At 60.7% G+C, this 16345-nt stretch carries 17 protein-coding genes; 13 read left to right on the top strand and 4 right to left on the bottom strand.

Annotated elements, in window-relative coordinates:
- Nucleotides 1–66 precede the first annotated feature (66 nt).
- From fliF to fliR, 13 genes are all read left to right on the top strand, one after another.
- Nucleotides 67–1806 carry a flagellar basal-body MS-ring/collar protein FliF gene (gene fliF / locus JQF37_RS05125; RefSeq protein ID WP_204149560.1) on the top strand — a complete coding sequence of 580 codons (1740 nt, stop codon included), beginning with the start codon at nt 67–69 and terminating at the stop codon, nt 1804–1806.
- Complete coding sequence (gene fliG / locus JQF37_RS05120; RefSeq protein ID WP_130203863.1) at nt 1799–2797, top strand: flagellar motor switch protein FliG; 999 nt, start codon at nt 1799–1801, stop codon at nt 2795–2797. The genes fliF and fliG overlap by 8 nt, the downstream gene beginning before the upstream one ends.
- Nucleotides 2790–3512: a flagellar assembly protein FliH gene (locus JQF37_RS05115; RefSeq protein ID WP_130203864.1), complete on the top strand. Its 723-nt coding sequence runs from the start codon at nt 2790–2792 to the stop codon at nt 3510–3512. Before fliG ends, JQF37_RS05115 begins: the two co-directional genes overlap by 8 nt.
- Complete coding sequence (gene fliI, locus JQF37_RS05110; RefSeq protein ID WP_130203865.1) at nt 3509–4900, top strand: flagellar protein export ATPase FliI; 1392 nt, start codon at nt 3509–3511, stop codon at nt 4898–4900. Before JQF37_RS05115 ends, fliI begins: the two co-directional genes overlap by 4 nt.
- Nucleotides 4901–4930: 30 nt before the next feature.
- Nucleotides 4931–5401, top strand: coding sequence for a flagellar export protein FliJ (gene fliJ / locus JQF37_RS05105; protein ID WP_130203866.1), 471 nt, complete (start codon nt 4931–4933; stop codon nt 5399–5401).
- Nucleotides 5402–5409: 8 nt separating this feature from the next.
- On the top strand, nt 5410–6813 hold the full coding sequence (locus JQF37_RS05100) for a flagellar hook-length control protein FliK (RefSeq protein ID WP_130203867.1): 1404 nt from the start codon (nt 5410–5412) through the stop codon (nt 6811–6813).
- Nucleotides 6814–6936: 123 nt separating this feature from the next.
- Entirely contained in the window at nt 6937–7410 is a 474-nt protein-coding gene (gene fliL, locus JQF37_RS05095) for a flagellar basal body-associated protein FliL (RefSeq protein ID WP_130203868.1), read from the top strand.
- A gap of 3 nt (nt 7411–7413) precedes the next feature.
- Nucleotides 7414–8466 carry a flagellar motor switch protein FliM gene (gene fliM / locus JQF37_RS05090; protein ID WP_130203869.1) on the top strand — a complete coding sequence of 351 codons (1053 nt, stop codon included), beginning with the start codon at nt 7414–7416 and terminating at the stop codon, nt 8464–8466.
- Nucleotides 8459–8935, top strand: coding sequence for a flagellar motor switch protein FliN (fliN, locus tag JQF37_RS05085; RefSeq protein ID WP_204149559.1), 477 nt, complete (start codon nt 8459–8461; stop codon nt 8933–8935). Before fliM ends, fliN begins: the two co-directional genes overlap by 8 nt.
- Nucleotides 8932–9357: a flagellar biosynthetic protein FliO gene (gene fliO / locus JQF37_RS05080; RefSeq protein WP_223272610.1), complete on the top strand. Its 426-nt coding sequence runs from the start codon at nt 8932–8934 to the stop codon at nt 9355–9357. Before fliN ends, fliO begins: the two co-directional genes overlap by 4 nt.
- Complete coding sequence (gene fliP / locus JQF37_RS05075; protein WP_130203871.1) at nt 9354–10121, top strand: flagellar type III secretion system pore protein FliP; 768 nt, start codon at nt 9354–9356, stop codon at nt 10119–10121. Before fliO ends, fliP begins: the two co-directional genes overlap by 4 nt.
- A gap of 25 nt (nt 10122–10146) precedes the next feature.
- Entirely contained in the window at nt 10147–10416 is a 270-nt protein-coding gene (gene fliQ / locus JQF37_RS05070; protein WP_130203872.1) for a flagellar biosynthesis protein FliQ, read from the top strand.
- 5 nt (nt 10417–10421) lie between these two features.
- A complete protein-coding gene (gene fliR / locus JQF37_RS05065) occupies nt 10422–11210 on the top strand; it encodes a flagellar biosynthetic protein FliR (protein WP_130203873.1) in 789 nt (262 codons plus the stop codon).
- Nucleotides 11211–11259: 49 nt separating this feature from the next.
- On the opposite strand, the gene flgL is transcribed toward fliR, so the two are convergent.
- The 4 genes from flgL to JQF37_RS05045 all read right to left on the bottom strand — a co-directional run bounded on the left by flgL (nt 11260) and on the right by JQF37_RS05045 (nt 16345).
- Nucleotides 11260–12456, bottom strand: a complete 1197-nt coding sequence (gene flgL, locus JQF37_RS05060) for a flagellar hook-associated protein FlgL (RefSeq protein WP_130203874.1) — start codon at nt 12454–12456, stop codon at nt 11260–11262.
- A 26-nt stretch (nt 12457–12482) separates the two neighbouring features.
- Complete coding sequence (gene flgK / locus JQF37_RS05055; protein ID WP_130203875.1) at nt 12483–14087, bottom strand: flagellar hook-associated protein FlgK; 1605 nt, start codon at nt 14085–14087, stop codon at nt 12483–12485.
- A gap of 141 nt (nt 14088–14228) precedes the next feature.
- On the bottom strand, nt 14229–15191 hold the full coding sequence (gene flgJ / locus JQF37_RS05050) for a flagellar assembly peptidoglycan hydrolase FlgJ (protein WP_130203876.1): 963 nt from the start codon (nt 15189–15191) through the stop codon (nt 14229–14231).
- Nucleotides 15191–16345 (bottom strand): flagellar basal body P-ring protein FlgI, encoded by a 1155-nt coding sequence (locus JQF37_RS05045; RefSeq protein ID WP_130203877.1) that lies wholly within the window; start codon nt 16343–16345, stop codon nt 15191–15193. The genes flgJ and JQF37_RS05045 overlap by 1 nt, the downstream gene beginning before the upstream one ends.

Below are 16345 nucleotides of genomic sequence, written 5' to 3'. Positions count from 1 at the left end.
ACTACTACTGCTACCGGACTCTGCAATGTCTTTCGTACAGGCCCTATCCTCGCTATCGAGGTGTTCGTGAGTTCCGCAGTCCTGGCCAAAGGCGCGCAAAAAAACACTCTGACCCGCACTCCGGCCAAGCCGCTGGAGGCGTTGTCGACGCTGTTTCGCAGTCAGCCCCTGCTGCCTTTGCTGTTGGCGGGCGCGGCGGTCATTGCGGTCGTCGTGGCCCTGCTGCTGTGGGCGCGCGAACCGGAGTATCGCGTGCTGTTTTCCGGTCTCAGTGAAGCGGACGGCGGGCAGATCATCGGTGAGCTGGACAAGCGCGCCATTTCTTATCGGCTGGGCGAGGGTGGCAACACCATCATGGTGCCCAGCGACAAGATGAATGCGTTACGCCTGCAACTCGCCGAGCAAGGGTTGCCCAAGGGCGGCGGCATTGGTTTCGAGTTGCTGGACAAGCAGGCCTTCGGTGTCAGTCAGTTTGCCGAGCATTTGAATTATCAGCGCGGCCTTGAAGGTGAGTTGTCTCGCACCATCGAGTCCTTGGGACCGGTCGCCAAGGCGCGTGTTCATCTGGTCATGGCCAAGCAGTCGGTGTTTGTCCGCGACCGCGAAGCGGCGCGTGCGTCGGTCGTGTTGACCCTGCAACCCGGTCGAGAGCTGGGGCAGAGTCAGGCCAATGCGATTGTGCATCTGGTGACTTCCAGCGTGCCGGAACTGAACGTCGATGCCGTTACCGTGGTCGATCAGAACGGTCGTCTGTTGTCGCAGACCCATGGTGACAATCCCGGCCTGGATGGCTCGCAGCTCAATTATGTGCGTGAGGTCGAGCGCACTTACCAGCGTCGCATCGAAGACATCCTGACGCCGCCGCTGGGCAATCAGAACGTTCATGCGCAGGTGGTCGCGCAGATCGATTTTTCCAGTCGCGAAAGCACCGCCGAACGTTACGCCCCCAATCAGGACCCCAATGAAGCGGCGGTGCGCAGCAAGCAGACGTCCGAGCATGTATTGGAGGGCGACGACGCCGGTCGAGGCGTTCCGGGGGCGCTGACCAACTCGCCACCCAATACCCCCGCGCCGACGCGCGCCACCGCGCCAACGCCCGCGGCCAACGCCGCGAACACGACAGCCGCCAGTGCGGCCAACGCAGCTGACACCAAGGGCGGCAAGAACGAAAAGTCGCTGCAGAGCGAGCGGATGATCAACTACGAAGTCGACCGCAATGTCGAGCACGTCAAATCGAGCCTGGGCAACATCCAGCGCCTGACGACGGCAGTGGTGGTCAACTATCGCACGGTGCTCAAGGACGGCACGCCGACCCCTGAGCCCCTGAGCAAGGAAGAACTGGAAAACATCAACAATCTGGTTCGCCAGGCCATGGGCTTCACGGAAAGTCGGGGCGATGCGCTGCAAGTGATTAACAGCCCGTTTGTTGAAACAGAGATTGCCGTGGCTGAGCCCGCGTGGTGGAAAACCCCCGAGGCATACAACCTGTTGATGAGCGCCATGCGCTATCTACTGGTCGGCTTTGCCGCGCTGACGCTGTGGTGGCTGGTGCTCAGGCCGATGCAACGGCGCCATGGCGAGTTGAACCGGTTGGCGCTGGCGAGCGAGTCTGAGCCGGGGACGGCACTGGTCCCGACGGCCACGGGCACCGCTGTCATGATCGCCGGCCAGGACCCCGCGCCGCACACCCTGCCACGCAAGTCGGCCGTGTATGAGCAGAACATGCAGAGCTTGCAGCAGATCGCAGCCGAAGACCCGAGACTGGTCGCCATGATCGTGCGCGGATGGATGAAGAAAAATGACTAACAAAATGAGCGGGGCTCGCCGCAGCGCCATCCTGCTGCTGTCGCTCGATGCCGACAGTGCAGCCGAAGTGTTCAAATTCCTGCCGAGCACGGATGTCGAAGCCATCAGCATCGAGATGGCGCGACTGAGCCAGGTGTCCCATGAGGAAATGCGCCAGGTCCTTGAAGAGTTCATGGACGAGACCGATCAATATGCGGCCATCAATATCCAGACCAGTGATCATATTCGCGCGGTCTTGACCAAGGCTTTGGGCAGCGAACGCGCGGCCAGCCTGATCGACGATATTCTGGAGAGCACCAACACCGGTTCCGGCATCGACAAGTTGAACCTGATGGAAGCGTCGATGGTGGCCGAGATGATTCGTGACGAGCATCCACAGATCATCGCGACCATCCTCGTGCATCTGGAGCGTCATCAGGCTTCCGACATTCTCCAGTTGCTGCCCGACCGTCTGCGCAACGACATCATTCTGCGAATCGCGACCTTCAGCGGCGTACAACCGGTGGCGTTGCAGGAACTGACGGAAGTACTGGGTGTGATGCTGGATGGGCAAAGCCTCAAACGCAGCAAAATGGGCGGTGTCAGAACGGCGGCGGAAATCCTCAACTTGATGAGTTCCACGCACGAAGAGTCGGCCATCGAAACCGTGCGCCAGCACAACGAAGACCTGGCGCAGAAGATCCTCGACGAGATGTTCCTGTTCGAAAACCTTATCGAGGTGGACGATCGCGGCATTCAGACGCTGCTTCAGCAGGTCGAAAGCAACTCGCTGGCTATTGCTCTTAAAGGCGCACCGCCGGCCTTGCTGGAGCGCTTCCTCAACAACATGTCGCAGCGTGCCGCGCAATTGTTCCGAGAGGACATGGAGGCGCGCGGACCGATCCGCATGTCGCAGATCGAGTCTGAACAGAAGGCCATCCTGCAGGTGGTTCGACGCTTGTCCGACAGCGGTGAAATTGTGACTGCACGCGGTAATGACGCTTATGTCTGAGTCCTCTCCCGCACCCGACAGCGACCGTTGGCAACCCTGGCAGATGGACCCGCTGGGCTGCAATGAATTGCCTGCCCCTGATCCGGAGATGAGCCATCGGGAAAGGCTGCGCAAGCAAGCCTTTCAGCACCGGCTGGAAATGCAGGTGCTGCGCGAAAAGACCCTCAGCGAGGCGCAGCAAGTTGGCCATGCGCAAGGGGTGGAACAGGGGTATGCCCAAGGCCTGAGCGAGGGTCGTCAGGCCGCCGCCGTGGAGTTGCAGCAGCAGGTTGTGCACACCTTGCAACCGTTGCTGGAGTTGTGCCGAAACTTCGATCAGGCGCTCAAGCAGATGGACGGGCATATTGCCCGCCAGTTGGCCCGGATCGCGCTTGAGGCCGCGCAGCAATTGGCAGGAGAAGCCCTGACCGCCCAACCGGAGCAGGTGATCGTTATTGTGCAGAAGATGCTCAACAGCGACCCCGAGCTGAGTGGCAAGCCGCGCCTGTGGCTGAACCCCGATGACTTGCAGTTGGTTCAAGGCAGCCTGGGCGAACAGATTGGTGCGGCGGGTTGGGCCTTGCACGCCGATACCACGATGTTGCCTGGCGGCTGTCGAGTGGTCAGCGCCAGCGGTGAGTTGGACGCCACGCGCCAGTCACGCCTGGAGATGTTGAATCGCAGCATCGCGCGGGGGCTGGAGGACGCCGTGGCGATCCTCGGCGAGCAGCCATGATCCCGGGCAACCTGCATGTCGAACGCTGGAGCGGCGTGCTGGACACGTTTCAGGGCGAGTCGCTGAGGGTGGCGCACTACCTGCGCAGCGGGCGAATCACCCGCGCCACTGGCATGGTGCTGGAGGCGGTGGGCCTGCGTCTGCCGTTGGGTGGTGCCTGCCGCATCGAGTTGGCGGTGCTCAGTCTCGCCCGCCCGGCCCCCGCTTATGCCGAGGCCGAAGTGGTGGGCTTTTCAGGGGATATCCTCTACCTGATGCCACTGGAAGAAATCCACGGTCTGCAACCGGGGGCGCGGGTCTTTGCCTCGGACGACGGCCTGACGGGCGCGGCCGGCGGTCGTTATTTTCCGCTGGGCCTGTCGCTGCTCGGCCGGGTGCTGGACAGCAGCGGGCAGCCGCTGGACGGCGGCGGACCGTTGCTGGGAGCCCATCACTCCAGCTTGCACACACAGCCGCTCAACCCTCTCAAGCGTGCCCCTATCGATCGTCAGATCGATGTCGGCATCCGTGCCATCAATGCTTTGCTGTGTGTCGGTCGTGGTCAGCGCCTGGGGCTGTTTGCCGGTTCAGGCGTCGGCAAATCGGTACTGCTCGGCATGATGGCCCGCTATACCCAGGCCGACGTCATCGTGGTTGGGCTGATCGGGGAGCGAGGCAGGGAAGTGCAGGATTTCATCGACAACATCCTGGGTGAAGAAGGCTTGCGCCGTTCTGTGGTTGTAGCGGCGCCGGCCGATACGTCCCCGCTGCAACGTTTGCAGGGCGCGGCATACGCGACGCGCCTGGCAGAGGATTTTCGCGATCAGGGCAAGGATGTTCTGCTGATCATGGACTCGTTGACCCGCTACGCCATGGCTCAACGCGAGATCGCGTTGGCCGTGGGCGAGCCGCCGGCGACCAAGGGCTATCCGCCATCCGTGTTTGCCAAGCTGCCCAAGCTCGTCGAGCGCACCGGCAATGGTCCGCCCGGCGGCGGGTCGATCACGGCGTTTTATACGGTGCTCAGCGAGGGCGACGATCAGCAGGATCCGATTGCCGATGCGGCGCGGGCGATCCTGGATGGGCACATTGTCCTGTCGCGTCATCTGGCCGAAAGCGGGCATTACCCGGCCATCGATATCGAAGCTTCGATCAGTCGGGCGATGACCGCCATCGTCAGTGAATCGCAGCAGCGCAAGGCGCAACAGCTCAAGCAGACCCTGTCCCGTTACCAGCGCAATCGCGACCTGATCAGTGTCGGCGCCTATGCGCCGGGACACGATCCCCAGCTCGACCGTGCCGTCGGTTTGTACCCGCACATCGAGCGGTTTCTGCAACAGCGCATCAATGATCGCGCCAGCGTGGAAGAGACCCTGTCCGGGCTCAACCTCTTGTTCCCTGGCAAATGACTTTTTCCTGTCCCTGGCGAGTAATCACCCATGGCTAATCAATCGCTTGACCTGCTGATCGAGCTGACCGGCAAAGCGCGGGACGTTGCGGCGCGCGCTTTGGCGCAGAGCCGTCACGCCGAACAGCAGGTGGTCAATCAGCTGCGCACGCTTGACCAGTATCAACAGGAGTACCGCCAAAACCTGCAGCAGGAGTTGCTCAAGGATGGCATGAGCCCTTCTGCGCTCACGAACTACCGTGGCTTTCTCCATTCACTGGAAGAGGCCGTCGATCGCGCGCAAAAAAGTCTGGAGCGTCACCGCAAACAGGTGGCCCTGCACCAACAGAGCTGGCTGGAGCAATGGCGCAAGGTCAATGCGATAGAAGCGCTGTTGAGTCGTCGGGCCCAGCAGGAGCGGTTGCAGGCCGGGCGTGTGGAGCAGCGCCAAACCGATGAAATGGCCAGCCAGTTACGTCGGCGGCCTGGTCATTTTTCGTCCTCCATCGATAGCAGCCACTAAGGGACACCATGGATATCATCGCTTCGTTTGCCCCATCGTCCGCTGCGTCGACTCAGTCCAGTGCTTGCGGCCAGAAGCCAGGCACGACGAGTGAGTCGTTTTCGTCTGTGCTGAGTCAGGTGAGCGAGGCGCCGGCGAGCAAGGACCCGGCGAGCCCGACCGCTGCGATGGGGGACGCCAAGCCTCAAACAGAGGCGGCAGACCCGAGCGCCGAACCCGTGACGCCAACCTCTGTATCGTCGATCACCGACAGTACGGTGCAGACCGCAACCCGTGGCCCGGTCGAAGACGCCGACCTTGCGCCGACGTTGCCGTCCTCCGAAGTGGCAAGTGTCGTCCCCGAACCGGGCGAGCAGCCGGCTCCAGCCGTTTCGACATCAGCCATGCCCCCCCTGACCCCGCCACTGGCTTCCACTTCCGCCGAGCCGGATGCCTCGCTCACGGACGATGACCTTGGCCTGGATCTCTATGCCACGGCAGACGATCTTGCGAGCGATGCCGATCTGAGTGCCTCGGACAGTTCGAGTGCTGTCGACAGCTCGTTGGAGGACATTCGTCAGCGCATGGCGCTGATCGAAAGCGCAGGCCAACCCGATATCTCTTCGATGGTCGTTGCGCCAGCGGTTGCTCTACCCGCCGAGATCCCCGCTCAGGGCGCTGTGCCCGCGGACCCCGATACGTTGATCAGCGCCAACAGCAAACTGCCGGCCGAGCATCTGACGTTGGTCGACTCAGGCGTTGATGCCGGTCAGGACACGTCCGATCCGATCGACAGGCAGGACACGTCGCAGACGCTGACCGGACCCGTTACCGATGTGCTGCAAGATCTGCGCGCGCAAACCGACAACACACCGGTCGACAGCCAGGCCGATGGCTCCGTCAGTAGCGATGCCCAGAGTAGCTTTAGCCTGGCATCGCTGACATTGAGCTCTGTCGGCCTGACTGGCAGCGACAAAGTCATCAGCAATGGTCTGGTGCTCGCGACCGCTGTTGGCACGTCCGAATGGCAGGACGGCCTCGGTCAGCAGGTGTTCGACATGATCACGCGGGGCGAGCAGCAGGTCGACTTGCAACTCAATCCCGTCGAGCTCGGCCCGCTGTCGATCAGCCTCAATCTCAATGACGGCAGCACCCATGCGCAGTTCCAGTCGGCACATGCGTCGGTGCGTGCCGCGGTGGAGCAGGCATTGCCGCAGTTGCGCGAGGCCCTCGCATCCCAGGGTATTTCCCTGGGGCAGGCCTCGGTGAACGATGAGTCTGCGCGCCAGGCCTCTGGCGATCAGGCTCGGCGCGATTCGCCAGGCAATCGAGCAAACGCCCCGATGAGCAGCGCCGATGCCGTGCCGGACGTTGAGCAGGCGGCGGTGCAGCGTATCGTTGTGCGCAGTTCGGGTGTCGACCTGTACGTCTGAATGGCAAATCAAAACCGCGAGATACCGCCGTTACCCTGGTCTTATCGCCCCATGGGAAGACCAGGGGGCTGGTCATACTTGAGCCCTGCCTAACCGTTCTCCTTCATTGCATGGTTCCAGCCAATGACCACCACCCGCAAATTTCCCTGGCTCCTGATTCTGTTGATGGCGCTGGTCGCCGCGGCAGCCAGTTCCGGCGGCATGTACTTCTACATGAGCAAAACAGCAGTGCATGCAGATGCAGCGGCGAAGGTTGAAACCGTCGAGAACACTCCCCAGGCGCCACGGCTGGTGACGATTGCACCGATGACGGTCAATCTTCAAAACGAACGCGATGAGCAAAGCCTGCTGTATGTGGGGTTTGCACTGGAAGTCGGAAACGATGCGACGCAAAAGCTCATGCAGCAGTACATGCCGCAGATTCGCAGCCAGCTTCTGACACTGCTGAGCGGGCAAAACAGCACGCAGCTGGTCAACCCTCAGGGCAAGGAAATCCTGGCGGCGAAAATCCTCGAAACACTCAAAAAATCCCTGGCGGCACAGCAGCCTGAACTCTCGGTGCTGAACGTTCTTTACACCGACTTTATTGTGCAGTAACCCATGGCCATTGACGATTTGCTCTCCCAGGACGAGATCGACATGTTGCTTCGTGGGGGCGACGACGATGCTCCGGATGACGATGTCGGGGTGCTCAAGGATGCCCAGGTCCGTCCGTACGACCCGGCGACTCAGCACCGGGTGATCCACGAGCGCTTGCACGCGCTGGATATCATCAACGAGCGTTTCGCGCGCTACTTCCGCATGGGCTTGTTCAATTTGATCAGGCGCAGCATCGACATCACGGTCAAAAGCGTGCGCTATCAAAGTTACAGCGACTTTTCCCTGCACATGCCGATGCCCACCAACATCAACCTGTTGGCGATGAAGCCGCTGCGAGGTACTGCGTTGGTGGTGTTTCCGCCGAGCGTGGTGTTCATGGTGGTGGACAATCTGTTTGGCGGTGACGGCCGCTTTGTGACCAAGTCCGAAGGGCGGGAATTTACGCATACCGAGCAGCGCATCATCCAGCGTTTGCTGGGGTTGTCGGTGGACGCTTACAAAAATGCCTGGAAGTCCGTTTACCCGCTGGAAATCGAATATTTGCGTTCCGAGATGCAGGCCAAGTTCGCCAATATCACCAGTTCGCCCAATGAAATCGTAGTGAATGCGACCTTCCATCTGGAGGTCGGCAACCTGTCCAGCGACTTCAACATCGTCATCCCCTACCTGATGATCGAGCCGATGCGTCAGTTGCTCAACGGCCCGCTCACCGATACCAATCCAGAAGAGGAGCGGCATTGGAACAAGCGCATGGCCGGCGAGATCACCCATTCCCAGATTGAGCTGATCGCTGACTTTGTCGAAATGGATGCCCGGGTAGGGCAGGTCATGGCGCTGAAAGTCGGCGACGTTTTACCCATCGAACTGCCCGATATCGTCTGTGCGCGTGTCGACGGCGTGCCTGTCATGAGTTGCGAATATGGCAGCCAGAACGGGATGCGTGCGTTGCTCGTCAAGGAACTGGTCGATCACTCCCTGAGCCTTGCCTCCTCTTCTACCAGCCGATTCGTGAAGGGCCACGTGTCCACTGCCAAGGAATCCGACCATGACTGATTCAAACACTACCGAGCCGCAAGTGGCCGATGACTGGGCTGACGCGCTGGCCGAGCAGGGCGCCGGGGCGGTTGCTGAGGATCCCTGGGCCATCGCCCTGGCCGAACAGAGCGAGGCCGAGGCCGAGGCGACGGCCGACAGCCCTGCACCGAGCGTCGGCACCAGCCTGTTCAAGCCGTTGACCGCGCCGCAGCCCACGGCAGCAGCACGCGAGCTGGAAATGATCATGGATATTCCGGTCAAGCTGAGCGTAGAGCTGGGCCGCACGCGGATTACCATCAAGCAGTTGCTGGAACTGGCCCAGGGTTCGGTGCTGGCACTCGACGGCCTGGCGGGGGAGCCGATGGACATCTTGATCAACAGCTACCTGATAGCCCAGGGCGAGGTGGTGGTCGTGGACGACAAGTACGGTATCCGAATCACGGAAATCATCACGCCTTCCGAACGCGTTCAAAAACTCAACCGATGAGCCTCGTCAGTCAGACTCCGCCGCCCGTGGCCCTCGGCGTCCCTTCGGACAGCCTGATGAACCTGGCATTGCTCGGCAAGACGGCATTGGCGCTGGCGCTAGTGGTTGCTTGTGTTTTGCTCTGTGGCTGGATCGTGCGGCGTGTCGGTGCGCGTCCGCTGTCCCCCGGGAAATTGATGCGTGTCGTCAGCAGCACAAGCCTGGGCCAGCGCGAGAAAGTGGTGATCGTCGAGGTACGGGGCCAGTGGCTGGTGCTGGGTGTCACCGCGCAACAGGTCAGTGCACTGTCGCAGATGGATGCACCGCCCGCCGATCCCGAGGGCAGCGCTGTCATGCTCGGTGACGGTTTTGCCGAACGCCTGGCCGGTGCTCTGAAGCGCAGTGTCCAGCGTACTGGCGAGGGTCCGGGGAGCCCGTCATGAGTGCGCCGGTTTTTGTTCGACGCGGGTTGAAACGGACGCTGTCGGCTGTATTGCTGTTCGCGTGCTTGACCGATGCTCAGGCCGAACCGGCGATTCAAGGGCTGGCGGCCTTCACCGGGCAGGCGGGTGGTCAGCAGTGGTCGTTGAGCCTGCAAACCCTGTTGCTGCTCAGTGCCATGGCGTTCTTGCCTGCGGTGCTGCTGATGATGACCGGGTTTACCCGCATCATCATTGTCCTGGGTTTGCTTCGCACCGCCATTGGCACCACGTCGGCACCGCCGAACCAGGTGTTGTTGGGGTTGTCGCTGTTCCTGACTTTTTTCGTCATGTCACCGACCCTCGATCAGGCGTACGAAAAAGCCTGGCTACCGTTCTCCAAAGACGAGATCACGGTCGAGCAGTTTCTCGACAAGGCGAGTCAGCCGTTTCGCAAATTCATGCTGACCCAAACGCGTCAGGGCGACCTCGCATTGTTTGCGCGGCTGGCCCAGATCGAGGACTTGCAGGGCCCTGAGGATGTACCGATGCGGGTATTGTTGCCGGCCTTTGTGACCAGCGAGCTGAAGACTGCTTTTCAGGCCGGCTTCACCATCTTCATTCCGTTTTTGATCATCGACCTGGTGGTGGCGAGTGTGTTGATGGCGCTGGGCATGATGATGGTGCCGCCGTCCACGATCTCGCTGCCGTTCAAGTTGATGCTGTTTGTGCTGGTCGATGGCTGGCAGTTGCTGCTCGGCTCGCTGGCGCAAAGTTTTTACACCTGATGAAGTGGCTTCGAGGACGTAGATAATGACACCGGAAATGGTCATGGACCTGGCTTACAAAGGCATGCGCATGAGCATGATCGTGGCCGCGCCCGTGCTGCTCGTGACGCTGTTTATCGGGCTGTTGGTGAGCCTGTTTCAGGCCGCGACGCAGATCAACGAATCCACCCTGTCGTTCATCCCCAAAATTGTCGGGGTGTGCGTGGTGCTGGTGCTGGCAGGTCCGCTGATCATGGAGATGCTGGTGGACTACACACGCGCATTGTTCAGCAATTTGCCCATGCTGATCGGCTGACGCCCGTGATCGAAGTCAGTTCGGCACAGTTGCAGCTCTGGGTGACCGGCTTCTTCTGGCCGTTTTGTCGAGTGCTGGCGTATCTGATGAGCGACCCGATTCTCGGTCATAAAAACGTCTCGAGTCAGGTGAAGGTGGGCCTGGCGATGCTCCTTGCTTTCCTGCTCGCGCCCAATCTGCCGCCCTTGCCGGATGTCACCCTGTTCTCGTGGGCGGGGCTTGGGGTGATTGTGGAGCAAGTGTTGATCGGGATGTCCCTGGGCATGGTCATGCGTATCACGCTGGCGGTGGTCGAGATGACCGGCGACATTTGCGGCATGCAAATGGGCCTGGCGTTCGCCACCTTTTTTTCCGCCGATACCAGCACCAACAGCATGGTACTGTCGCGCTTTCTGGGCATGATCACGATCCTGATGTTTCTCGCGCTGAACGGGCACCTGATGGTGCTTGAGCTGCTGGCAAGCACCTTCAAGACCTTGCCGATCGGCAACCTGCATTTCGACCCCAATGCCTGGAATCTGATAGCCCGCTATGGCAGCACGATCTTCCTCACCGGTCTTTTATTGGCTCTGCCCATGGTCGGCACGCTGCTGATCATCAACCTGGCCATGGGCATTCTGAACCGCGTCTCGCCACAGTTGACGGTGTTCTCCGTGGGTTTCCCGGCGACGTTGAGCGTGGGGTTGGTTTTGCTGATGGTGGTGATGGGCGATCTGGGGCAGTTTCTCGAAAGATTGATGACCAGCACACTGCAATTCATGCAGTACCTGATCGACAACATGGCGCGGCCCTGAAACGCTCCTGCGACCGCCAGGTCGTCCGGGCGGCGCAGGGGCCGAGGGCTCAGATGTACTCGAACAGCGACATCTTCTGAATGCTGACGAAGGTTTGCTGGGCGGCCTGTAGCGCCACTTGCAGCGCGGTGTATTCGGTGACCGACTCGGTGTAGTCGGCATCGACCAGGCCGGAAAGACGTTCGGTGTAGCTGAGTGCCAGGTCATCGCCGATGGTGTCGAGCACTTCCAACTGATTAAGCCGTGAACCGACGGATGTCTGGACGGTGAGCACCGTGTCCTGGGCGTTACTCAATTCGCGGCTGGCCGTGGACAGGGTGTTACTCAGGTTGGCCTGATCGGCCTCGGTATCCACTGGTGTCTGCAACACCGAGATCAGGTTTTTCAACGTTGCGAACAGGTCCGGATCGGCATCGGCGGCGGCACTGACCGTGATGGTGTCGCCGTCGGCCGGGGTTCCGCTTAGGGTCAGGGACAAGCCGTTGACTTCAAGGGTGTCGCCCGAGGAATAGGCAACCGGATCGGCGCCATCAATGCTGTATTGGGCAGTGCCGTCGGTGGCGGTGCTGAAGGTCACGACAAAGCCTGTTCCGTAATTCGCATCCTGTGTGTCCGTGATGTCGGGGCCGTCGTAGGTCACGCTGCCGGTGTTGTCGCCGGCTTCGGCGATGAAATCTGCGGAGCTGCTGACCGACAGGAAGATCGTTGCGCCGGTATCGCCGCTGGCCATGGTCTGGGTGGAGCTGACTTGCTGCGTGACGACGTTGTTGTCGCCCTGATAGACCAGCTCGCCATTGGCATTTTCGGCAAACGCCGGGCTCTGGCTCTGATAGCCGGAAAACAGGTAGTTGCCGTTACTGTCGGTGGCGTTGGCCAACGTCACCAGCGTGTCGTAGACGCCCTGCAACGAGGTGGCGATCGACTCGCGGTCAGCGTCGCTCAAGGTGCCGTTGTTGGCCTGAACGAGCAGGGCCATGGCGCTGCTGATGGCATCGTTGATGCTGTCGAGGGTGCTTTCTTCCTGGGATAGCGAGGTGGTGATCGCGCTGCGCGAGTCGGCGTATTGCTCATTGGTCGAGATCGCCTGTCGGACGTTGACAGCCTGGGCGGCGGCCAGCGAGTCGTCGGAAGGGTTGACCACTCGGGTGCCACTGGCGACTTCCTGGGCAGCGTCCTGATAGGCGCTTTCCTGTGCGAGCATGGCGTTCAAGCTTTGGTTGTAAATCGTCGCAGTGCTGAGACGCATGGCGTGACGCTCCTTTCAGACGGTTATCAGCTGATGTCGAGAATGCTGTCGAGCACGGTAGTGCCTACTTCGACGATCTTCGCGCAGGCCTGGTAATACTGTTGATAGACAATCAGGTCGGCCGCCTCTTCATCCAGATTGACCCCCGATTCCGATTGCTGCAGCGTGGTCAGTTGCTCGGTCAGGCTCGATTGGGTTTCGAGTTGGCCAGCGACTTTACTGGCGGTGCTGCCCACGTCACTGACCAGTGTCGAGTACGTCTGGCTGAGGGTCGAAGTGCCGCCGACGAGGCTGTCGGTTTGCAGGTCGAGCATCGCCAGGGCGTTGGTGTTATCGCTGCTGCCGGTCGAGGTACCCGCAGCGATCAGGCTTCCGTCACTGGTCAGGGTGCTGAAACTGCTGGCGGCGTTGCGTGTCGGCAACACCAGAAAGCTGTCGCCGTCATCGGCGGTGCCACTGATGGTCACACTGATCCCGGCGAACGTCAGGGTGTCGGTGTCGTAGGTTGAATCCACACTGGCGCCGGTGTCATTGCGGGTCACGGTGTAGCCGTTGCTGGCGGAGTAACTGACGGTGTAGTCGCTGGCACTCAATGCGCTCACATCGTCGGTGAAAGTCGCGGTCAATATCGCGTCGCCGGTGTTGTTGGTATTGCCGTAAATGCTGGGGTCGTCGACCGAGAAGAAATCGGTTCCCGTATCGCCATTCAGGTCGATGCCCGAGGCCTGCAGGGTGTTGAAAGCTTGTGTCAATGTGACCGCCAGGATGCCCAACTGGTTTTGCGTTTCGGTCAGCGTGGTGTCGCGAAAATCCATCAGCCCACCCAGGGAGCCGCCTTCGAACGTTGAATCGTCAAGCACGGTGGTGTTGCCGGCGGCGTCCACGTAGGCGACCACCGTTTGGGTGGGGTCGCTGGCCGAGACGCTGGTTTGCAGTTCGAAACTGTCATTGCCGGACACCAGCGCAAGGCCGTTGCTCAGGGACACACTGTAACTGCCGTTGTCCTGCGTGGTGACATCGACATTGACCAATTCGCTGAGCTGACTGACCAGCAGATCCCGTTGATCGAGCAGGTCGTTGGAGGTTGTGCCCAGTGCGTCGGACAGGCTGATTTTTTTGTTGAGATCGGCAATTTGCCCGGTGAGATCGTTGACCTGCGTGACCTGATCATCGATCTGGCTGTTCACGTCGTCCGCCATCTCGTCCAGGTAGCTGCCCAACTGGGTGAACTGCGATGTCAGCGTTTCAGCCGCGCCTACGACTTCTTCCCGCGCTGCGGTGTCGCTGGCGTCGGAGGTCAGGGTCTGGATGGCTGAAAAGAAGCTTTGCAGCAGGGTATCGAGGCTGGCATCGCCATCGGCCAACAGGCTGTCGATCTGATCGACTTCGGTTTGATAGGTCGACAGCGCGCTTTCGGTGCTGATCGAACTGTTGAGTTGGGTGGTCACGAACTGGTTGTACTGGCGATCGACACTGGAAATCTGCACACCGCTGCCCGATGCGGATTCGGAGAAGTTGGCGACCTGCCGGGTATAGCCATCCGTATAGGCGTTGGTGGTGTTGTTACTGCTGGTACTGAGTGCGATCTGTGCGGCGGAGAGGCCGCTGACACCAATGGAAATAATATTCATCGAGAAGCTCCTACGCTACATAGTGCGCACTATCGGCTCCGCGAAAGTGCAACTTGACCGGTAACCCTGATTCTTTTCAAGAATCTTTTGTCGACAGGTCCATGACTGGCGCGATCGGGGCGCTCGGCATTGGGTTGTCCGTCACTTTTCCAGTTGCGCCACGGTAGGGACAGGTCGCAGCGGGCCGATGGTGGCCATGACTGAAATCAGTTTTTGGGCGTATCGCGGGTCGGTGGCGTACCCCCCCTGTTGCAACGCGATGGCCGCCTGTGGCGCGTCGGTGGCGTTGCGCACGGCGGCGTAACCGGGGCGGGTGCGAATCAATCGGGCGTAATCGTTGAAGGCCGCCTCATCGGTCGGGTAAACGCGGAAGCGCTCCACCTGTTTTTGCGCCTCACCTTCAGCGTATTCAGTGGTCATGACCTGCGTTGTCGCGCCTTGCCATTGGCTGCCGGCCTTGATCCCGAACAGGTTGTGGCTGTCGGCCCCATTCGGGGTGGTGATCTGGCGTCGTCCCCAATCGGTTTCCAGTGCTGCCTGGGCAAGGATCAGCTCGGCTGGCACGCCACTGCTGAGTGCGGCTTTTTGCGCCGGTTCGTTCAAGCGTGAAACGAACGCCAGCACATGCTCGGGTTGTTCGTTTTGCGCGCCGCTGACTTCGCGGCGTTTCCAGGCTTCAAACGCTTGAGTCTGATACGCCGTGTTCGCAAAGGGCGACGTGGTGCCGGTCGGGCGTGACGGCGGCAGATCGAGGAACAGGGCCGCTTGCGCATCGATGTCGGTGTTGGCATCGCTGTAGATGGCGGAATGACCGCTGAGCTGTCGGGTCAGTTGCTCGGCCAGGCCGATGCCTTTTCCCGACAGGCTCTGCGCCCACTGCTGATCGAGCATTTCGGTGTACATCTCGGTCTGCGAGTCACTGGACATTTCCGATTTCGGAATCGCGCCTCGCATACTTTTGAGCATCATCTGCAGGAACAGGGCTTCAAACTGTTTGCTGGCCTCTTTCAGCCCCCCGCTGGCGTCCTGATGCGAGCGTCGCTTGAGTTGCTCCAGGCCCTGGACATCAAGGGCAAAGCCATCGGTGCTGCCAGTACTGTTCATCAGATGATCTCGAGTTCGGCACGTAGGGAACCGGCGGCCTTGAGTGCCTGCAGAATGACCATCAGGTCTTGCGGCGTAGCCCCCAACGCGTTCAATCCCTTGATCACGTCCATCAAATTCGCTGTGCCTTCAAGCAAGTGCAGCGAACCACCCTGGGATTCGATGGAGATATTGCTTTGGGAAGTCACGGCTGTCTGGCCGCCACTGAGGGCGCCGGGTTGGCTGACGGTGTTGGTGGTGTCGATGACGACCGAGAGATTGCCGTGCGCGACTGCGGCGCGATACAGCTTCACCGAGCTGTTGAGCACGATAGAGCCGGTGCGCGAATCAAGAATCACCTTGGGACGGGTCTGGATTGGCAATACCTCGATACTCTCGATGCGGGCCATGAAGTTGACTCGTTCATTGGGTGACAGCGGCCCCTGAATCTCGATCATCCCGCCATCCATGGCCGACGCCACCGTACGGTGCATTTCGGAATTGATGGCATAGACGACACGCTGGGCCGTGGCGGAGTCAGGCTCATGCATGTAGAGACTGAGCAAGCCGTTGTCGCTGCTCAGGCGCAACGGAACCGCGCGTTCGACGGTGGCGCCGCGACTGATACGCCCACCGGCCAGTTGGTTGATCTGCACGCTGCTGCCGTTCGCCGAAGCACCGGCTCCGCCGATCAGCAGGTTGCCTTGAGCCACCGCATAAACCTCGCCATCGGCCCCTTTCATCGGCGTCATCAGCAAGGTGCCGCCGCGCAGGCTGCGCGCGTTACCGATCGATGACACGACCACGTCAATCTGCTGCCCCGGGCGCGAGAGTGACGGCAGGTTGGCAGTCACGATGACTGCTGCAATATTGCGCATCTGCATGTTGGCGTCCGCAGGCAGGGTGACCCCCAGCTGCGACAGCATGTTGGTCAGGCCTTGTTCGGTGAAGGGACTCTGGGTGGTCTGGTCGCCGCTGCCATCCAGGCCGACCACCAGGCCATAGCCCACCAGGCTGTTGGGGCGTATCCCGGCAAAATCGGCAATGTCGCGTATCTGCTCGCCCTGTGCCGCGCCGCCGAGCGATAACGTGCCGGCGCACAACAGGGTGCAGAGCGCTTGAGCTGCGGATTTGGCTGCGCGCAAAAGAGATTGAATGAATACAGAGTCAGCCAT

Source organism: Pseudomonas sp. MIL9 (genome assembly GCF_016887925.1).
Classification (GTDB): domain Bacteria; phylum Pseudomonadota; class Gammaproteobacteria; order Pseudomonadales; family Pseudomonadaceae; genus Aquipseudomonas; species Aquipseudomonas mohnii.
The sequence above is the reverse complement of the archived record's forward strand: the minus strand, read 5'-3'. Positions and strand labels throughout refer to the sequence as shown.